The organism is Brevibacillus laterosporus, from assembly GCF_030489605.1.
GTDB lineage: Bacteria > Bacillota > Bacilli > Brevibacillales > Brevibacillaceae > Brevibacillus_B > Brevibacillus_B laterosporus_E.
The window spans coordinates 73,680-91,695 of sequence record NZ_JAUKFY010000013.1; the positions used below are offsets into that span (position 1 = coordinate 73,680).

Annotated in this window: 15 protein-coding genes; 4 read left to right on the top strand and 11 right to left on the bottom strand. The window is 41.6% G+C overall.

The annotated features are described in order from the left end of the window. Positions 1-58 precede the first annotated feature (58 nt). From QZ995_RS14990 to QZ995_RS15000, 3 genes are all read right to left on the bottom strand, one after another. Positions 59-802 (bottom strand): IclR family transcriptional regulator, encoded by a 744-nt coding sequence (locus QZ995_RS14990; protein ID WP_301808358.1) that lies wholly within the window; start codon positions 800-802, stop codon positions 59-61. A 168-nt stretch (positions 803-970) separates the two neighbouring features. Next, positions 971-1,375: a hypothetical protein gene (locus QZ995_RS14995; protein ID WP_301808363.1), complete on the bottom strand. Its 405-nt coding sequence runs from the start codon at positions 1,373-1,375 to the stop codon at positions 971-973. A gap of 40 nt (positions 1,376-1,415) precedes the next feature. Further along, the gene (locus QZ995_RS15000) at positions 1,416-4,409 is read right to left on the bottom strand and encodes a DNA translocase FtsK (RefSeq protein WP_301808365.1); all 2,994 of its coding nucleotides are present in this window, start codon (positions 4,407-4,409) and stop codon (positions 1,416-1,418) included. Between the two features lie 328 nt (positions 4,410-4,737). Between QZ995_RS15000 and QZ995_RS15005 the strand changes: the two genes are divergently transcribed. Next, on the top strand, positions 4,738-6,069 hold the full coding sequence (locus QZ995_RS15005) for a hypothetical protein (protein ID WP_301808366.1): 1,332 nt from the start codon (positions 4,738-4,740) through the stop codon (positions 6,067-6,069). Between the two features lie 56 nt (positions 6,070-6,125). Here QZ995_RS15005 and QZ995_RS15010 read toward each other — a convergent pair whose 3' ends face one another. From QZ995_RS15010 to lepB, 6 genes are all read right to left on the bottom strand, one after another. Next, positions 6,126-6,734, bottom strand: coding sequence for an HD domain-containing protein (locus QZ995_RS15010; protein ID WP_301808367.1), 609 nt, complete (start codon positions 6,732-6,734; stop codon positions 6,126-6,128). 186 nt (positions 6,735-6,920) lie between these two features. Continuing rightward, positions 6,921-7,664: a UMP kinase gene (gene pyrH, locus QZ995_RS15015; RefSeq protein WP_301808369.1), complete on the bottom strand. Its 744-nt coding sequence runs from the start codon at positions 7,662-7,664 to the stop codon at positions 6,921-6,923. Between the two features lie 88 nt (positions 7,665-7,752). After that, positions 7,753-8,535: an inositol monophosphatase family protein gene (locus QZ995_RS15020; protein ID WP_301808372.1), complete on the bottom strand. Its 783-nt coding sequence runs from the start codon at positions 8,533-8,535 to the stop codon at positions 7,753-7,755. A 76-nt stretch (positions 8,536-8,611) separates the two neighbouring features. Then, positions 8,612-9,094, bottom strand: a complete 483-nt coding sequence (locus QZ995_RS15025; RefSeq protein ID WP_301808375.1) for a PaaI family thioesterase — start codon at positions 9,092-9,094, stop codon at positions 8,612-8,614. A 225-nt stretch (positions 9,095-9,319) separates the two neighbouring features. Then, entirely contained in the window at positions 9,320-10,273 is a 954-nt protein-coding gene (locus QZ995_RS15030; protein WP_301808379.1) for a DMT family transporter, read from the bottom strand. Between the two features lie 309 nt (positions 10,274-10,582). Beyond that, on the bottom strand, positions 10,583-11,101 hold the full coding sequence (gene lepB, locus QZ995_RS15035; RefSeq protein ID WP_301808382.1) for a signal peptidase I: 519 nt from the start codon (positions 11,099-11,101) through the stop codon (positions 10,583-10,585). A gap of 227 nt (positions 11,102-11,328) precedes the next feature. Between lepB and ilvD the strand changes: the two genes are divergently transcribed. The 3 genes from ilvD (at position 11,329) to QZ995_RS15050 (ending at position 14,658) form a co-directional block, all read left to right on the top strand. Next, on the top strand, positions 11,329-13,002 hold the full coding sequence (gene ilvD / locus QZ995_RS15040; RefSeq protein WP_301808384.1) for a dihydroxy-acid dehydratase: 1,674 nt from the start codon (positions 11,329-11,331) through the stop codon (positions 13,000-13,002). 151 nt (positions 13,003-13,153) lie between these two features. After that, the gene (trmB, locus tag QZ995_RS15045) at positions 13,154-13,828 is read left to right on the top strand and encodes a tRNA (guanosine(46)-N7)-methyltransferase TrmB (RefSeq protein ID WP_301808386.1); all 675 of its coding nucleotides are present in this window, start codon (positions 13,154-13,156) and stop codon (positions 13,826-13,828) included. Positions 13,829-14,325: 497 nt separating this feature from the next. Beyond that, positions 14,326-14,658, top strand: a complete 333-nt coding sequence (locus QZ995_RS15050; RefSeq protein WP_301808389.1) for a hypothetical protein — start codon at positions 14,326-14,328, stop codon at positions 14,656-14,658. 169 nt (positions 14,659-14,827) lie between these two features. Here the strand turns inward: QZ995_RS15050 and QZ995_RS15055 are convergent, their stop codons facing one another. Continuing rightward, positions 14,828-15,175 carry a hypothetical protein gene (locus tag QZ995_RS15055; RefSeq protein WP_003334785.1) on the bottom strand — a complete coding sequence of 116 codons (348 nt, stop codon included), beginning with the start codon at positions 15,173-15,175 and terminating at the stop codon, positions 14,828-14,830. Positions 15,176-15,432: 257 nt separating this feature from the next. Further along, positions 15,433-17,976, bottom strand: a complete 2,544-nt coding sequence (locus QZ995_RS15060; RefSeq protein WP_301808395.1) for a transglycosylase domain-containing protein — start codon at positions 17,974-17,976, stop codon at positions 15,433-15,435. Between the last annotated feature and the right edge of the window lie 40 nt (positions 17,977-18,016).

Genomic DNA, 18,016 nt, shown 5'->3' on the forward strand with positions numbered 1-18,016 from the left:
TTTCTGTCTTCAACTAATAAAAAGACTCGAGATAATAAACTCGAGTCTTTTTTTATGCCTACATAAGCATTTTCCCCATCCGAAAGGCTGCATGCATGACGGGAGCAGCGATTTCCTTCATCTTCTCTTCCGTTAATCGGCTTGATGGGCCAGATACAGATAAAGCAGCAAATACCTTTCCCTGTTTGTCATAAATGGGGGCAGACACCGCTGCCGCTCCTATCTCCCGTTCTTCACTACTGGTAGCAAATCCAACTTGCTTAATCTGTTTTAGCTGTTCTTGATATTGATGCTTCTCTACCGAATCAGGCCAATTCGGAGACGTCAATAGTTCTTGCAGCAGTCTCTGATCTGCAAAAGCCACCAGTACCTTACTGGAAGCGCCTACCGCCAACGACATTTTAGCCCCCACGGGAGCTACTCTTCTAATCGGTTGATTGCTTTGCACTGCCTGAATGCGAATGCGCTCAAGCCCGTCTATGACATACAGGCTCACCGTTTCTCCTAGTAGATCGCGCAATTTTTCCATCTCCGGCAATAAAATGACTGCCGGATCATCCTCCCGGGTCAAATTAGCTGATAACTCCCAAACTCGAAATCCCAAACGGTACTTTTCAGTTTGAACGTTGCGTTGTAAAAATCCCTTGCTTTCTAATGCGGCCAACAACCGATGTACTGTACTTTTATGCAAACCAATCCGAGCAGCGATTTCACTTAATCCTAATTCCGTTGCATCCGTAAAACAAAGGAGGACATCTAAAGCCCTTTCTACGCTACGAACGGTTGCCTTGGGTTCTTCCATGACTATTCCCTTCCTCCTCACGGTCGTTCCACCTAGTGAAACCATGTTCTATTTTTAATAAGTATAACTGATTTATTGGCCGCTGTAACTATTTTTCCCTTCTCAAAAAAACAGTGATCCCTTCCTTGGAAGCAGATCACTGTTGGATACCTTAAAGCATTCTCTTGATTACTGTACCTCCATGGTTACACCTGGATTGTAGCGTTTGAGGTAATGAAATATTTCCTGTTTTTGTAAAACGTCATACTCAGTTAGGATGTTATGCTGCGATAGATATTCAGATAGGGCTTTTGTTCCTTTTTCCATGCGCCGTATAGCGGCATCAGGTGTTGTCAGCATGGCTGGCACCAGCAGTTGAAAGTACCAGATTCCCTTCGCCTCCTCCGATACATCTACCGAAAGCTCGATATCAGGATCTTCAAAAGCAAACAGTGTGTTAAATCGTTCAGAGGTTGTCACGTCTTGAGTTGTAGGAATCGAGATACGCCAAACAGAAAGATAGTACTCTTCATTAAATAGCGCCAGCTCATCAGTAACAAGCTGGTACGACTTTCGATCATGATTCACTTCCATTTCACAACCTCCTAATAGTTGGCCGTTTTTTTATGAACCGCTAAAATAAATTACTTCCTTCCCCTAACGCTTGGGCATCCTCTGCCGTAATCAACACCGTACGGGGCTTTCCTCCATTTTGTCCTGCAACGTAACCGCTAGCCTCCATCATTTCAATTAAGCGGGCAGCACGATTGTATCCGATGCGGAATCTGCGCTGTAAGCTGGATGCCGATGCCTGCCCTTGTTCGGCTACAAATACAAGTGCTTCATGAAATAGTGGGTCATCTCCCATCTCAATGGATGAGACTTGAGCCTCTAATTCTTCCCTAGTAAAAATATATTCTGGCTTGCGTTGTTTCTTGATTACAGATGTTACTGCATCAATTTCGTCATCATTGACATAATTTCCTTGTAACCGAATCGGAGCCGCTCCGCTTTCTAAAAAGAGCATGTCCCCTCTTCCAAGTAATCTTTCCGCTCCACTCTGATCCAAAATCGTCCGGGAATCAATTTGGGAGAACACAGCAAACGCAAGACGAGTAGGAACGTTAGCCTTGATATTCCCAGTGATGATATCTACAGATGGCCGTTGCGTAGCAAGCAATAAATGAATACCGCAAGCTCGCGCCTTTTGAGCAATACGGATAATACAGTCCTCAACATCCTGCGGAGAGACCATCATCAAATCGGCTAGCTCATCTATAATAATGACAATATATGGTAATCTATCATCTGTCGTTTGGTTGTAGCGTTCAATATCCCGAACACCAGCCTCAACGAACAGAGCATACCGTTTTTCCATCTCTTCTACAGCCCATTTAAGAGACGCAGTTGCTTGTTTCGCATCTGTCACAACAGGGGTAACCAAATGCGGCAGATTATTATAGGGCGCCAATTCTACCATTTTCGGGTCAATCAGCAATAATCGTACTTGTTCCGGTGTGGACTTAAATAACAAACTAATAATAATCGAATTGATACAAACACTTTTCCCTGATCCAGTAGCCCCTGCAACTAAACCGTGTGGCATTTTTTTAATATCAGCTACGATCGGCTCTCCACCAATATCCATTCCAAGGGCTATAGCAAGAGGCGAAGGATGGTTCTTAAATTTGTCTGATTCCAGTATACGGCGGATAAATACCGGCTCGCTTTTATTATTTGGAACCTCTATGCCGACCGCATTTCGTCCAGGAATAGGAGCTTCTATCCGAATATCCTTAGCAGCCAAATTTAATTTAATGTCATCCGAAAGACCGGTAATTTTATTGACTTTAACCCCAGGGGCCGGTTGTAATTCAAAGCGTGTTACTGACGGACCTTTGACTATATTCACTATATTTGCATTTACGTTAAAGTTACTCAGCGTTTCCTCTAGTAATTTCTTTTGCTCCAATGTATGTTCGTAATCATCCTCACTTAATGACTCAGCAGGAGTTAATAGCGAGGTCGACGGAAATTCATACATTGGTTGTTCTTCGGGCAAGTCTTCTCCAGATGTCAGCTTTTCCGAATGATTTTGGGAAACATTAGGCGATATCTTTAGGGGTGCTTCTCCTACTAGCTCGGACTCTGTTAATTGCGCTGCTGGAAAAACAGGCGCTTCTGGTTGAACAGAAGATATCGCTGTTGTTTTCGGCTCCTCAACTGTTTGTACCTGTTCTACTCGATCTATATGGGCTTCAACAGTGGTACTGTCCTCTTCTGCTGCTACATAGGAAAAGGAGGGAATAGGTAAGACTGGTTGCTTTTCCTCCACCGTTCTCTTCTCATCCGATATGGTGAGGTTGTGCACATGCTCCTGTTTGAGCATTACATCACCAGCATGAACTTCCCCGTTCGTTTCATGTTGAACGGGAACAACATTTTTTGGCTCCTGTTCCTCAAAATCTACTAGCCCGTTAGAAACTGCTGGTGTATTCAGCTGCTCATAGGCCGCTATTTTTGGTTCAATAGCCTCTGGCATTTCAGGTTCTGTTTCTTCCACTGCCTCTGGGTTAACAGCCTCTGACATTTCCGGACCGGCTTGCTTAACTGCCTCTGGGTTAACAGCCTCTGACATTTCTGATTCAGCTTGCTCCACTCTCTCAGGTTTACGAATTTCTGCTGCTTTCAGTTCTGTACGATTTACTTCCTCTTGTACGCTTAGCTCAGACGTTTTACCTTGTCTTGCTGCTTGCAATCGTTGAGCTGCCAAAGTAGCAGCCTGTTCTCTTAAAGAATCGACTTCTGGCTTTTCATGCTCCTCGTGTTTTGCTTCCCGAACCGGTTCATCCACCGTTACAATCACAATTTGCCCGTCCTCGTTAATTCGTGCTTGTCGAATCTGTTCCTTTTTAACCGCATTATCCCCTTCTTTAATTTTCCCATAGATCGGTGAGAACAGCTCTGTAGGTGCAAAAGGCTTTTTAAAGCTGTACGGCTCAGATTGATTGTAACTATCCCCTGTTGTCGAGCTAGGCATATGCTCTTTTGGATAAGTAGCCTGAGAGGAATGTCTACTGTAGCGTGAGTCGGATTCCTTTTGTCCTCGAGGCGCGTAGCTATCTGTCACAGGTTCTTCTGAAGAACCCGCTTTCCATCTCTGGCGCCCTTCTGATTCCGAAGCAAATCGTTCCTGTTGTGCAAAAGCATAATCTGTATTGTTCCTGCTTTCTCTGGAATCCCATAGCCCCTGCTCACCACTTTTATGCTGATTGCGCTGATACTGGGACGGGATCTTATCGGAAGCAATATCAGTTAAACGCCTTTTCGTTTTCCTCTGCTTTTCAAACTCGCTGTCCGGCACCACAGGAAATCGGAAAAATCGAGGACGCGTTCTTTCCATGAACTCATTTAACTCCTGTTCGTTATGATTCCTTGGGTAAATATTTTTGGTGCGAGCCCTCGTAGAAGAAGTCTGCCTTGGTTGACGGCTGACAAATTCTATCGGTTGCTCTTCATCTATAGGAACGTGTTTAGCTTCCCGATTATCATCCTGTTCATGTACTTCTACCTCTACTTCCATCATTTCTTGCCAAAATTTCTTTAGACGTTCAAACAAACTAGCCATCTCTACTAGTCCTCTCTTCCTCTGTTAATTTAGAAAAGCTGGCTTTTCTGTCTTTTCACTGTGTCGCTGGCTGCTTTTCCCGATAAACTTCAGAGAAGCGATATGGAGGAATCTATGTTTACTCCTCGTCCTTCTGCTTCCTATTGTTGCACAGAAGGGTACGTCATCCATTTTATCACGAAAAGTGCAAACAGAGGCGTCAATTCAATTTTTTGAACAAATTTCGAAACCATCTGCATTCTCATGCGTATAACCTTTTGAAGGAAATTATTTTACAACCTAGAATATTCATCCATGACTACCCAATTTGAAAAGAGGTGCTTTTTTTATGAAAAAAACAACTGTAGGGGCTGCTGTATTGGCATCATCTGTTTTAGTAATGACAGGGTGCTCAACCGATGGGACACTGCTTCGAGATGCAACCGTAAATAGCATGGAAAAAGGAAGCTACAATCTTGCTGGTTCCTTTAAACTTACTGGGAATTTTGATGAAGTTTTGAAAAAACAAAAGACGTTAACAGATGAGCAAGCAGGAATTCTAGAAAGCATAAAAGAAGGCATTTCGTTTGAAGGCGTGAAAGGCGACACTGCAAGTTCTAAACTAACAATGTCCCTGAACAACGATAAAGCTTTACGCGACCACAAAGTATGGGAAGGCAAAGACAAAGCATCGATTGAAATGATCGTAGATAAACAAGATATCTATGTGAAATCGCCTATCGATAAGAAATATTTGAAATATGCACAAGATATGCAATTGGCTGAAACGAATAACGTAGATCCGGAGCTTGTAAAAAAATTCAGCGAAGATGTAAACAACCTCTCAATGAAATTCGCTAACAGATATATCAAGGGCTTCGATTTTAAAGGCTCCTCTGTACAAAACAAAGGCGAAGAAACGGTTAAATTACCAAACGGCGAGGAATTGAAAGCAACCCATCTGGTCATTGAGCTAGATACGAAAAATCTGATCGAACTTGCTTACTACATTGCAAAAGATGCAACAGTTAATCCAGAGGTTCGCTCTTTTGCTATTGATTTGACCACAATGGCTACCAAGTTCTCAGATAAAGCTATTGAAGCTAAGAAAACTCTTCTAAAAGACGAAGAATATCGTAAAAATGCCACTGATCAAGTAGACTTAATGATCGCTGCTGCAAAAGTAAGCATTGCTGATTTTGAAAAAGAAAACAGCCCTGAAAAACTAGTAGAGCTAGCGAAAACAAAAGGCGGTCTGCAAGATCTGAAGCTGAAATTGGACTACTGGATCGACAAGGAAAAATTACCGGTACGTTCTACTGTAACAATTGATGTTACTATGAAAGACCCAAATGCTACAGCGAAGGATGCAACTCCAATTACATTTGGCTTCATTGGCGATAGCTACCAATGGAACTTTGGCAAAGCAACACCATTCGTAGTTCCTAGCAAAAACGACGTGGTTAATTTGGCTGATCTAACTAAAGATAAAGAAGCCATCAAAAACTTTGATGAAAAAGGCTTCTTCCATAAGCTCATTAAAGAAGTACAAGCACAACAAGAAGAAATGAAAGCATTTGAAGCTGAAAGGGAAGCCCTAGAAGCAAAAGAAAAAGCTGCTGAAGCTAAACCAAAAGCTCCTGAGGCAAAACCAAAAGCTCCTGAAACAAAAACAAAATAAGCATTTGATGTAAGAAAAGACCGTAGAGCGATTCCTCTACGGTCTTTCTTGATCTATTACGCCAGTAGATATCCCTTTTCTACCGCACTGTTAATCAGCTCTTCAGCATATGTCCAAAGTGATTCAGACCCCTCCTGAATCGGTTGCTTCACTCGCTTAATCACCTGATCCCTTGTAATATGATTGGTTTTCCAGGTAGCCCCTTCCGTATAATAATTAAACAGCAAGGGTTGAAAACGATCGAGAGCGACAGCAAATCGGGCCTCCGGAGTAATCCTTTGTTCAAATTCTTCCCACAAGCCCTTAAACTCTGCCTCCTGATCGTCAGGTAATATGGCATAGATTCTATCAGCAGCAGCCCTCTCACGCGCCTCTTTGTCAAGATACCCCCGATCGTCGTACACATATGTATCTCCTGCATCAATCTCTACAATATCATGCAATAACAGCATTTTTATCACTCGTAACAAATCCACCTCTGCATCGCTAGCATGCTCTTGCAAAACCGTTGCTAACATCGCTACATGCCATGAATGCTCAGCATCATTTTCACGCCTAGAGCCATTCAACAGTAAGGTCTGTCGGTAGATATGCTTCATTTGATCAATTTCTCTTAAAAATTGGAGCTGCTGTTCAATTCGTACTCCTGTTTGACTCAAATTCATGTTATAACTCCCCTCTACCTTTTCTGGTTGTAAGCGCTGTATTTTTTGCAGATGATTCAAAGTTTTCTTACTTATAATAAATAATTTGATTCATTGTAAGTGAGTGTAGGAAAACCTCCCGCTATGTACAGGAGGTTCTTTTTCCCTTTATAAAGAAAGATTCGTCAAAAAGCCTGTCTTTCCTTTTTAATGAGATGAAAGTACAGTACCGACCCGATCCGAAACCAGTGTTCCTAGATTCTCACCTTCACAAATCCGCTTCATGACATGCTTCTTATCAAAATTAAAAACATGGATAGGCAGAGCATAGTCACGCGCCAAAATGACGGCAGACTGATCCATTACCTTCAATCCCTGGCGAATCACATCATCATAGGAAAGTGATTCATACAGCTTGGTTTTTGCCAAAATACGCGGGTCTCCATTGAGTACACCATCTACCCCATGCTTGGCAACAAGGATCGCATCAGCTTCCATCTCTAAAGCACGCTGTACAGCAGGATAATCTGTTGTAACATAGGGCTGACCGTTTCCTCCAGCGAAGATAATGACATGTCCTTTCTCTAAATGATGCAATGCTCGCAGACGAATATAAGGCTCGGCAACTGAATTAATTGGATTAGCAGTCATCACACGTACCTCATGATCCGTTCTGTTGTTCAACACACCTCTGAGCATAAGACTGTTAATAACAGTTGCCATCGTTCCGATATTATCCGCTTCCACACGGCCAATTCCCCATTCAGTGGCCATATTCCCTCTAAAAATATTGCCTCCACCAATGACGATAGCTACCTCCACGCCTAACTGTAACAGTGCCTCTACTTCATCTGCAATGTGTGTCAGCCTATCTGGATCAAAACCAAATCCTTTGTCTCCGGCTACAGCACCGCCACTTATTTTGACCAGTACACGCTTATATCTTGACATAGCTCTCCCCCTTAATTTGTGGAAGAATTCCTTCCGTATTGTAATCAGAAATCAGGGGTTTTGGCAATCTTTTCAAGAAAAAAACCAGCTAACAATAATCTCGCATCATATCGCATAGCTCATCTTGAAGCGCTCCCCCACTCACAATCATGCTAACCAATAGTTCGGGATGATAAGCTTCGTATGTAAACGCTTCTGCACACCAGCCAGTCATTTTCGCCCCTGCCTCTTGCGCAATTAAGACGCCAGCCGCCACATCCATCATGTTGGTTTTTTCCATTACAATGTAATCAAGCCAACCATTTGCCAGCAAACAAAAATCTAGAGCAGGAGAATAATTTCTCATTAAACGTTTCGTGTGTAGGAACAAATCTCTAGTGGTCTCTATTTCTTGCTCTTTTGTCAATGCCTCTCTGCCTCGAACGTAAGAACCTGTCGCACGGGCGAGTGCATTCTTATTGCTGACACGCATAGGGCTGCCATTTAAATAGGCTCCTTTGCCCTTCTCTGCCCAAAATAATTGGTCAGATATCGGATTGTATACAACACCTACTATCAGCTCTCCACGGTGCTCTAGAGCAATCGAAACAGAGAAATAAGGATGTCCCACAAAGAAATTATTGGTTCCGTCCATTGGATCAATCACCCATAAATACTCGTCACCCCGACTAATCGTACCGATTTCTTCAGAGTAAATAGAATGATCGGGAAAGTGGCGGTGAATTACTTCAATAATGCGGCTTTCACTCTCTCTATCTTCTACTAGCTTGACATCATTGTGCGATTCCAATTCAGGGAACAATTGTTGTGAAAAACGTTGCTTTAAATAAGCTCCAGCTGTAAGTGCTGCCTCTTTTGCAATTTCTAGCATGGCTAATTCTCCTCACTCTTTGTTCATCTTCATATTCATATCTCTATCTTTTATTCCAGACTTTCTATTTGATAAGCTAGATTCTTCCTCGGTCAATTATGACAAAGGTTCCAGTACCATGCGCAATTAGCCGATCCTGATCGTCATAGACAAATCCCTCCATTACGGCCATTAACCCACCTCGATGAATCAGTTTAGCAACTGACTTTAGCTTCTGACCTTTACCGGGACGTAGATAACGTATTTGCAAATCGCTCGTAACTGCAGCCTTTCCCTCTTTAGCCATTACCTTATTGATCAGTGACCCCATCGTGTTATCGATTAATGTGGCCGTAACACCACCATGCACAATCTTTAGGGAGTTATGCATATATGGAGTGATGGGAACCTCAAATTGATAGGTTCTTTCATCAATAAAGGCTCCTTGTAATCCTAAGAAACCAGATAGATAGGCACTATTTCGCTCACGCTTCTGCTTAATTGCTTGTAGGGCTAAACGAAGAATTTCACGTTCCTCATCGGTGCCCTCCGTCATAATTTGTTTCCACTCCTCCTGCATCTAATAAAGCCCCCTTTACTATCCTGACATATTGGTATAGGCAATGACCTTCTACGATCATACAAAAAAAGAAGTAGAAACAAAAGCAGGCATATCCAAATGTGGTATTCCTATCCCTGAATAGAAAAACAGGCAATCTCTTTTCCGAAAATGCCTCGGATCAAGACTGCCTATCTGAGATAGCTAGAGTATAGTTTGTAATTTAATTCCGATATTCATGCAAGCTTATAATTTTAACTCCTGCACCTGCGGATTCGTGTTTGAAATCGACGCAAGACTCTTTTTCGGACGCGAGGACCAATAGACACCCAACAGCACGAGCACCCCGCCTACTATTTGAGATAAAAGCAATTCCTCACGTAAAAACAATACCGCAAACAAGGTAGCAAAAACCGGCACTAAATTCATAAACGGTGAAGCTTTTGTTGGTCCTAAAAAGTGGACTGATTTCGTCCAGCAAAAGAAAGCTATTACCGACGAGAAGATACCTAAATAAGCAATTGACCATAGATTTTCCCATAGGAATAACTGAACAGGGCGATAGCTTAGCTCCAGCATCATCAACGGCACTGTAGTAATTACACCTGCAAAGACAATCAATGTAAAGCCGATCAACCCCGGTAGCCGGTCCGCTGTTTTACGAAGCATAACCGAATAAATGGCCATTAAGAGATTGCTTAAAATCAATACGATATCGCCATTATTTAATCGAATTTCAGCAAAGGTTCCGATGTGTCCTTTGCTGATAATCCACAAAACTCCCAGCAACGATAGAAGAATACCAATTACTTGGTTGCTGGTAATTCTCTCATGCAGCATAAAATAAGCAACGACAGTGATAAAGATGGGCGATAAGGATGAAAGTAAAGATGCATTGACCGTGTTGGTATGCTCCATACCCCAATATACCAATCCCGTAAATAAAGCAATTCCCAAGAAGCCCATCACTACTACTTCTTTCCAAAACCTCAAATAAAATTGCCAATTTTCACGCAATAATTTCCATGTAAAAGGTAATAGTACGATAAGAGCAAAAGACCAACGCAACAAACTAAGAGTAAATGGCGGTACGTGATGTAAAATATTTTTGCCAATCAAAAAATTGCTTCCCCATAACAGAGTTGCTAACAGGGGAATCAAATAGACGATCCGATTAGCTTTTTTACCTTGAGTACCCAATCTGATCCCCTTCCTTCCATTAAATATGTAGAACTTGTTACAAACAGATTTGTTTCGTTGTTATTGTATCACCTCGAAACACTGTTTTTAGTGTATCTGAATTTTTTAAAAATTACGCGTTTATTCATTGCTTTCATACACAAAAGCGTTTATGTATTGGGCTATTACAACGTTTATGCAGATATCCAATAAAATAAAACTGAATAATAAATACAAAAAATGAATAATTATACTGAAGCAACCAACATAAAAGCCCGCGAAACAAACTGCTGTTTCACGAGCTTTCTCTTCTGTTTCAACCTGTTTTTTTTACATGATTCGCATATGATTAAACGGATAGTATAAAAAGATGCCTTTGCCTACCACTGCTTTTTTTTCAACAAATGGGGTTGGCCATAAATGTGAATCAAAGCTACCGTTCCGATTATCTCCCAAAAAGAAGTAGTGGTCTGGCGGAACATGGACCGGAGCAAAATCATAATTCATCGCTTCTTTTAAGTATGGTTCCTCTATCTTTACACCGTTGCGATACAAGAAACCTTGTTTTATTTCGATGGTATCTCCCCCTTTTCCAACCAAGCGTTTAATAAACAAGTCCTTATTTCCTTGAATTGGCGGGGAAAACACAACAATATCGCCATATTGGAAGTTTTCTGGATTGGATATTTTCTCAATGAAAAGACGGTCATTCACTTGCAGGGTAGGAACCATCGACGTAGATGGAACATAAACAGCTTGAACCACAAACGTACGAATTGTAAAGCTCAGCACAAGGGCAATAGCTATTATGGGCAGCCACTCTCTCATTATTTTTGGTAACTTCTTCATTATAAAGATCCCTCCTCTTAAGTATACGAGCAACAGACTGGGTCAATTTCACTCTTTGTCACTTTTTTTCTTGTCCGAAATGAACAAATGTTCAGATCATTTTGCTTGTTTCATACTTTCGTGTAGTGCTACAATAGTGAAAATACTTGGATAGGGTGTTGTCGTACGGCTTCATTCCCAATGAAATAACTCTTACGATATCTGAACCATACTGGAGGATAGGCGACATGAGACAAAGAAGCGATATGATCAAAAAAGGCTTTGACCGAGCTCCTCACCGGAGTTTACTACGAGCGGCAGGTGTACGGGACGAGGATTTCGATAAACCGTTTATTGCCATCTGCAACTCTTATATAGATATTATTCCTGGTCACGTCCATTTGCAAGAGTTTGGTAAGATAGTAAAAGAAGCCGTTCGTGAAGCAGGCGGTGTTCCTTTTGAGTTTAACACAATTGGAGTAGATGACGGAATTGCCATGGGGCATATCGGGATGCGGTATTCATTGCCAAGCCGAGAATTGATTGCTGACAGTCTAGAAACAGTGGTTGCGGCTCATTGGTTTGATGGTCTCATCTGTATTCCGAATTGTGACAAAATTACACCAGGCATGATTATGGGAGCTTTGCGTGTTAATATTCCAACCATTTTTGTCACAGGTGGCCCAATGAAAGCAGGGAAAACTAGCGACGGGCGCTCAATCTCCCTCTCTTCCGTCTTTGAAGGCGTAGGAGCTCACCAAGCAGGCCTGATTGATGATGATAAGCTGTTGGAATTAGAACAATACGGCTGCCCCAGCTGCGGTTCCTGTTCAGGCATGTTTACAGCCAATTCAATGAATTGCTTGGCTGAAGCATTAGGAATTGCCCTACCAGGAAACGGCACAATTTTGGCTACCTCTCCTGAACGCCGTGAACTTGTTAAATCTACTGCAAGTGCCCTGATGCACTTAATTAAACATGATATTAAAATACGCGATATTGTTACAAAGGATGCACTAGATGATGCCTTTGCGTTAGATATGGCAATGGGCGGGTCTACAAATACTGTTCTGCATACGTTAGCGCTCGCCCATGAAGCCGGCTTTGAATATCCGATGGAAAGAATCAATCAGGTAGCTGAACGCGCACCGCACCTATGCAAGTTAGCTCCTGCATCCGATTATCATATCGAGGATTGCCACAATGCTGGAGGCGTATCCGCCATTTTACGGGAGCTAATGAAACGAGAAGGAATCCTGCATCCTGATCGCATTACGGTTACCGGTAAGACACTGCGTGAGAATGTAGCTGAAGCAACTATTTTAGATGAAGCTGTGATACATCCTCTTGAAAAACCTTACAGTGAACGCGGGGGACTTGCTGTTCTGTTTGGAAATATAGCTCCAGAAGGCTCCATCATTAAAACAGGAGCCGTGGACCCTTCCATTAAAAAACATGTGGGACCGGCTATTTGCTTCGACTCCCAAGAGGAAGCTTTAGAAGGCATCGCAAACGGAAAAATTAAAGAAGGACATGTTGTGGTAATTCGTTATGAAGGACCAAAAGGCGGACCAGGTATGCCAGAGATGCTTGCACCCACTTCTCAGATTGTCGGGATGGGGCTTGGTACTAAGGTAGCTCTCGTAACAGATGGACGTTTCTCCGGCGCTTCCAGAGGAATTAGTGTTGGTCACGTTTCACCCGAAGCAGCCGAAGCCGGACCGATTGCATTTGTCCATGATGGCGATATTATCAGCATAGATATGGAAGCACGTACCATACAGCTAGAAATTTCTGACGAGGAAATGGCAAAACGCAAAGAAAGCTGGGCAGGATTCGAACCAAAAGTAAAGACAGGCTATCTTGCTCGTTATTCTAAGCTAGTCACCAATGCATCAACTGGCGGCGTATTAAAAATATAACGTTGATATCCGGGCTCCCCTATGAAAAGGGAGTCTTTTTTCATCCAGAATAAAAAGAATGGCAACAAAATTAACTTGAAACCAACGTCCATGCATAATAAAGTAGAAGAGTTAGACCCGATGAATTGCAAATGCTCGCAAGGAGGTTTTTATGCGTTTACGCAATATTCCTGGCGCAGAAGATATGCTGCGCCAATTTCCAACCTATGCAGATAATCCTAGTCAATATAAGGGAAAATGGTCAGACTGCTTTGGCAATAACAATCCGATTCATGTTGAGATTGGCAGTGGCAAAGGACGTTTTATTAATACATTGGCAGCTCGCTTCCCCTCAATCAATTTTATCGCAATCGAGTTAAAAGCAGAAGTGCTGTATCGCACAGCCCAACGTACGGAACAAAAGGAAATTCCTAATTTAAAATTGGTTCAATTCGATGCTTTCAAAATTACGGAACTGTTTGAGCAAGGGGAACTAGATCGGATTTACTTAAACTTTAGCGATCCATGGCCGAAAAAACGTCACAGCAAACGCCGCCTGACGCATTTCACCTTTTTACGTCAATATCGAGCTGTGCTAAAGCAAGATGGAGAAATTCATCTCAAAACAGATAATCAACATCTGTTTGAATTCTCTCTAAATCAATTCGCTAACGAACTGTTTCAATTGCGCCATATCACATTTGATCTTCATTCATCCGAACAAGCTGCAACGAATGTGATGACCGAGTATGAAGAACGCTTTTCCAATCGCGGACAACGCATCTTCCGCACAGAGGCTCTTTGTAAACCGGTTGCACCCACAAATCAATCGTCTAAAGCTGAATAGACTGCCTTCTACTTATCATTCTTCATTTATCGTATAAAGTCATGATCAAAGCTCGAAGCAATCATTCTTTTGGAATGGTTGCTTTTTTGTATATAATCACCATAATGTCAAAAATATTTCAAATATAAAGATATACCGACTCTATTTATCTGAAAAATAAAATAACTAATAAATTGGGAATAGTTACTTGCACTTTATTGCACTCAAGCTGTTTCATTTTCTCAAAATTAGTGTAAAATTTCCTAAGTAAACAATAAAAATCCAAGTATTCAATGTATTAACTAGTTTTAACCAGTATATATTTTCCATTAATTACGCATAACATATGATGAATTGCATATTTTACAAAATTTTAAAATTTATTGAACAGCACTTTTTCAGCAGATAACTACTTTACAAATCAAATAAAAGGAGTAAAATAATAATTGCTGAAGGACTTTTGTGCTGACTGGTCAATACAAAAAATATATGTACTTTTGGAAGGATAGGTGGACTCTATGAAAAAACAATTAATTTTAGGCATGACTGTACTAGCCTGTGTATTCTCTGCGTCTTCTGCATTTGCTGCTGAGGAAAACGCAACAAAAAACGAAACAATAGCACCACAAACATTCTTTAATGTTCAGGTAGCACCACAAACAGTTGCACCTGCATCTGTTGTTGTACCAACTGAATTTACTAGTGACACTACAAAAGGTGAAGTAGTAAATTTCTCTATCTTCACTCCAGTATCTGCTCCTACTCAAGTAACAGATACTACATCACCAGCAACTGGTACCCAGTCTGCAACAAAAGGTGAAGTTTTTAAAAGCACAGTAATTTTCGGATAATTACTTGCTGTAAAAATTCTCTCTTTTTTACCCTCTTTTTAAAAAACTGGTCATTAGCCTCCACTTGTCGGAGGCTCTTTTTATATATGTATACTTGTCTTACAAAAATAAAAAAACGCGTAACATCTCGCTACGCGTTTTTTTATATCCCTCTGCAAAGCTGTATAAGTTATTCCTCTAGCTGGCTTACTTCTTCAACTTCTCTTTCCTCTTCCGGATGCCAATGATCCAATACTTTCCCTTGAAGGACACGTCCTTCAATAAACTCGATCTGGTTGGCAGAAAAACAGGTTTTCCATTCTACATGAAGCTCCTCCGCCATCTTCACTACCGTGAGTAGCTCTGACCAAGCTACATATCGCTTATACCAGAAAAATTGCGGCTGTTCATTCATATATGGATACAAATCATCAAACTCTGTATGTTTACAGTCAAGAGCCCGTTCAAAGTGAACTTTCGCGTGTTCCAGTTTTTCCTGGAAGTAAGATTGCAAATCCTTTTGAGAAAAGGTAGACACATGAATCCCTCCAGTTTTTCCATTTACAGTTTCGTTGTATGAATCATTCCAAGTCATTCCGAGTTACCAACAAAACTTATATCACCATTCTAACACGCACTGCAGTCTGTGAAAATAGTCATAATCTTGTCAATCTAACTATATGAAATAAAACAGGATACCTTGTTTATGAAGAAAAGGCAACCGTCCTATGCTACGGTTGCCTTTTTCAAGCTTTGTTCGTTAGTACCTTTCATTTATCTTACTCTAGTTTGCTGTTAATTACCTGTTCCTTGCTGGGAGGGATCAGTTGATTGATTAGGGTCTGGGATGTCGGCTGGTCTTTGACTGGCATTTGGATCAGTACCATTGCCTGAAGGTCCATTTCCCTGTCCGTTGTCCTGATTATTTCCTCCGTTATTGCCGTTTGGTAACCCCTGAGGTGTCGAATTGCCATTGCCACTGTTATCCATGTTGCCATGGCCTTCTTGATCAGATGATCCATTTGAACCATTATTCGGAGATTGATCACCCTCGTTTGAGTTATGATTATCTCCGCTATTGTTCTCCTCATGCTGATTTTCGCCATTTTGCAGAAGCTCTTCTAACTGTTTGGTATTTACTTCTCCAATATTAGATGGGCTTCCAGGATTACCATTTTCATCATAAGGTACAACAAAGTATTTGTATAAGACGCCTTCCTTAACCGGATCAACAAAGGTTTTACCGCTTTGCTTGGATGATACCTTTTCAGCCGACTCAGGATTATTCAAATAACGCATTACATCATAACCCGTCGTTTTTTCATTAGTATCATCCCACATTAATAAGGCTACTGGCTGAGAGCCTTCAATGGTAAGTCGAACAGAAAGAGCAGGTGGTGTGGTTGCTACTTCCTGATTCTCTTCCACCTCGTGACGTTCGTTTACTCCATTTGGTCGTTCAAAATCCATTGGTTTTTCATTCTTTAACGCTTCCTGCATTACAATGCTGAACATACGCGCCGTCTTACTGCTACCATCATACATAATGTGGCCCTTATCCTCTTTTGGGAAGCCCATCCAGATGGAGCCGATATACCTAGGGTTATACCCAACAAACCAAGCATCCTTGTTTGCCTTGGAGCTTAGGGCTGATTGCGTGGTCCCCGTTTTGCCTGCCACAGGCCAATTTTTCATTTTCGCACTGGTACCCGTACCGCTTTGAACAGCATTACGCAGCAATTCGTGCATTTCCCAAGCGGCATTAGGTGAAATCACCTGCGTTTCTTTTACAGGTCTAATCTCTTCTTTTCCAGTTCTGAGGTCTTTAATTTTATCAATGGCATGTGCTTCTTTTACTACACCGCCATTTGTAAAGGCTGTATACGCTTGTGCCATTCGCAGCGGTGATGTTCCTTTATGCAAACCACCCAATGCAATCGATAAATTACGGTCGGTCGGATCAAGCGAAATCCCAAAATCCTTGATGTACTTCAAGGATTTATCAATTCCAATTTCATTTAACAACCAGACCGTAGGAACATTGAGTGACATCTGAACAGCTTTATCCAAACGTATGGATTCGCTGTATTGGTTATTCCAGTTCCTTGGCTCATAGCCATTAAAGCTTTGACGTTTGTTACTTAACTGAGAGCCTGCATGCCATTTACCCGTATCTAATGCTGGTGCAAAAACAGCTAATGGTTTAAAGGAAGAACCCGGCTGATGCAGACTCAGCGCATTATTCCAGCCCTTGTGCACATAGTTCCGGCCACCTACAATACCGGCAATACCGCCCGTTTTAGCATCGAGAACTACCATTCCTGCATCCACCTGATTGGTTTTCCCATCCTTCGGGAAATTCTTAGCATTAGCAAAGTTCTTCACCATTGCATCCTGTACATCGGTATTTAGCGTCGTATAGATTTGATATCCTCCGCTGTATAGCTCGTTTTCAGCAATGCCATAGCGCTCTTCGGCCTCATCAACTACGTAATCAAGGAATGCCTGATACGAATTGTTCTCGGTGACTTTTTTAGTAGGAAGCGGTTCTTGTTGAGCAGCCTCTTTTTCCTGCACCGTAATGATTCCTTGTTCGGCCATTAAGCGAATGATCGTATCACGGCGTTCTTTCGATTTAGCCGGATTGTTAAATGGAGAATAGATGGACGGTCCCTTTGGAATCGCCGCTAACTGAGCAATCTCAGCGGTTGTTAAAGTATCCAGATGCTCCGCCTTTTCTTTACCGAAGTAATAATTGGCGGCAGCCTTAATTCCGTATGCACCATGACCTAAATAAATTTTATTTAGATACATCTCCATAATCTGATCTTTCGTGAATCTGTTCTCCAGGTTAATGGCAATACTAACCTCTTTCGTTTTTCGCCAGAACGTTTTTTCATGAGAGAGAAACACATTTTTCGCTAGCTGTTGGGTTATTGTACTTGCTCCTTCAACTGCACTGCCTGCTCGAATATCCTTCCAAATCGCTCCACCGATCCGGATCATATCTACACCATTGTGCTCAAAAAAGCGTTTATCTTCTACAGCCACAAATGCTTGCACAAGCTTTTTAGGCACTTTGTCGATTGTGACGTATTCACGATCTTCTAGGACATATAATTTGGATAGCTCTTTACCGTTCACATCCATTATTTTGGTTGCTTCCAGTTTAATGTCTCTTAATTTATTTTCATCCATCTCCACCATTTTACCGCCCGCATATAAGAGAGCGAAGTAACCTCCGATGACGGATAAAATTAAAAAGACAGCAAATCCAATAATAAGCAATATCCATTTATTTACTTGTTTTTTCTTTTTTTTCTTCTTGGCTTGAGCCATATATTACCTCCAGATTTCTTTCCTCTCTCCACCTTTTTAG

Coding starts and splice junctions, on each gene's coding strand:
- lepB (WP_301808382.1), bottom strand. CDS start 11,101: ATGAAGAAGTTACCAAAAATAATGAGAGAGTGGCTGCCCATAATAGCT.
- QZ995_RS15025 (WP_301808375.1), bottom strand. CDS start 9,094: ATGCAGGAGGAGTGGAAACAAATTATGACGGAGGGCACCGATGAGGAA.
- QZ995_RS15020 (WP_301808372.1), bottom strand. CDS start 8,535: ATGCTAGAAATTGCAAAAGAGGCAGCACTTACAGCTGGAGCTTATTTA.
- ilvD (WP_301808384.1), top strand. CDS start 11,329: ATGAGACAAAGAAGCGATATGATCAAAAAAGGCTTTGACCGAGCTCCT.
- trmB (WP_301808386.1), top strand. CDS start 13,154: ATGCGTTTACGCAATATTCCTGGCGCAGAAGATATGCTGCGCCAATTT.
- QZ995_RS14995 (WP_301808363.1), bottom strand. CDS start 1,375: ATGGAAGTGAATCATGATCGAAAGTCGTACCAGCTTGTTACTGATGAG.
- QZ995_RS14990 (WP_301808358.1), bottom strand. CDS start 802: ATGGAAGAACCCAAGGCAACCGTTCGTAGCGTAGAAAGGGCTTTAGAT.
- QZ995_RS15010 (WP_301808367.1), bottom strand. CDS start 6,734: ATGAATTTGAGTCAAACAGGAGTACGAATTGAACAGCAGCTCCAATTT.
- pyrH (WP_301808369.1), bottom strand. CDS start 7,664: ATGTCAAGATATAAGCGTGTACTGGTCAAAATAAGTGGCGGTGCTGTA.
- QZ995_RS15060 (WP_301808395.1), bottom strand. CDS start 17,976: ATGGCTCAAGCCAAGAAGAAAAAAAAGAAAAAACAAGTAAATAAATGG.
- QZ995_RS15000 (WP_301808365.1), bottom strand. CDS start 4,409: ATGGCTAGTTTGTTTGAACGTCTAAAGAAATTTTGGCAAGAAATGATG.
- QZ995_RS15050 (WP_301808389.1), top strand. CDS start 14,326: ATGAAAAAACAATTAATTTTAGGCATGACTGTACTAGCCTGTGTATTC.
- QZ995_RS15005 (WP_301808366.1), top strand. CDS start 4,738: ATGAAAAAAACAACTGTAGGGGCTGCTGTATTGGCATCATCTGTTTTA.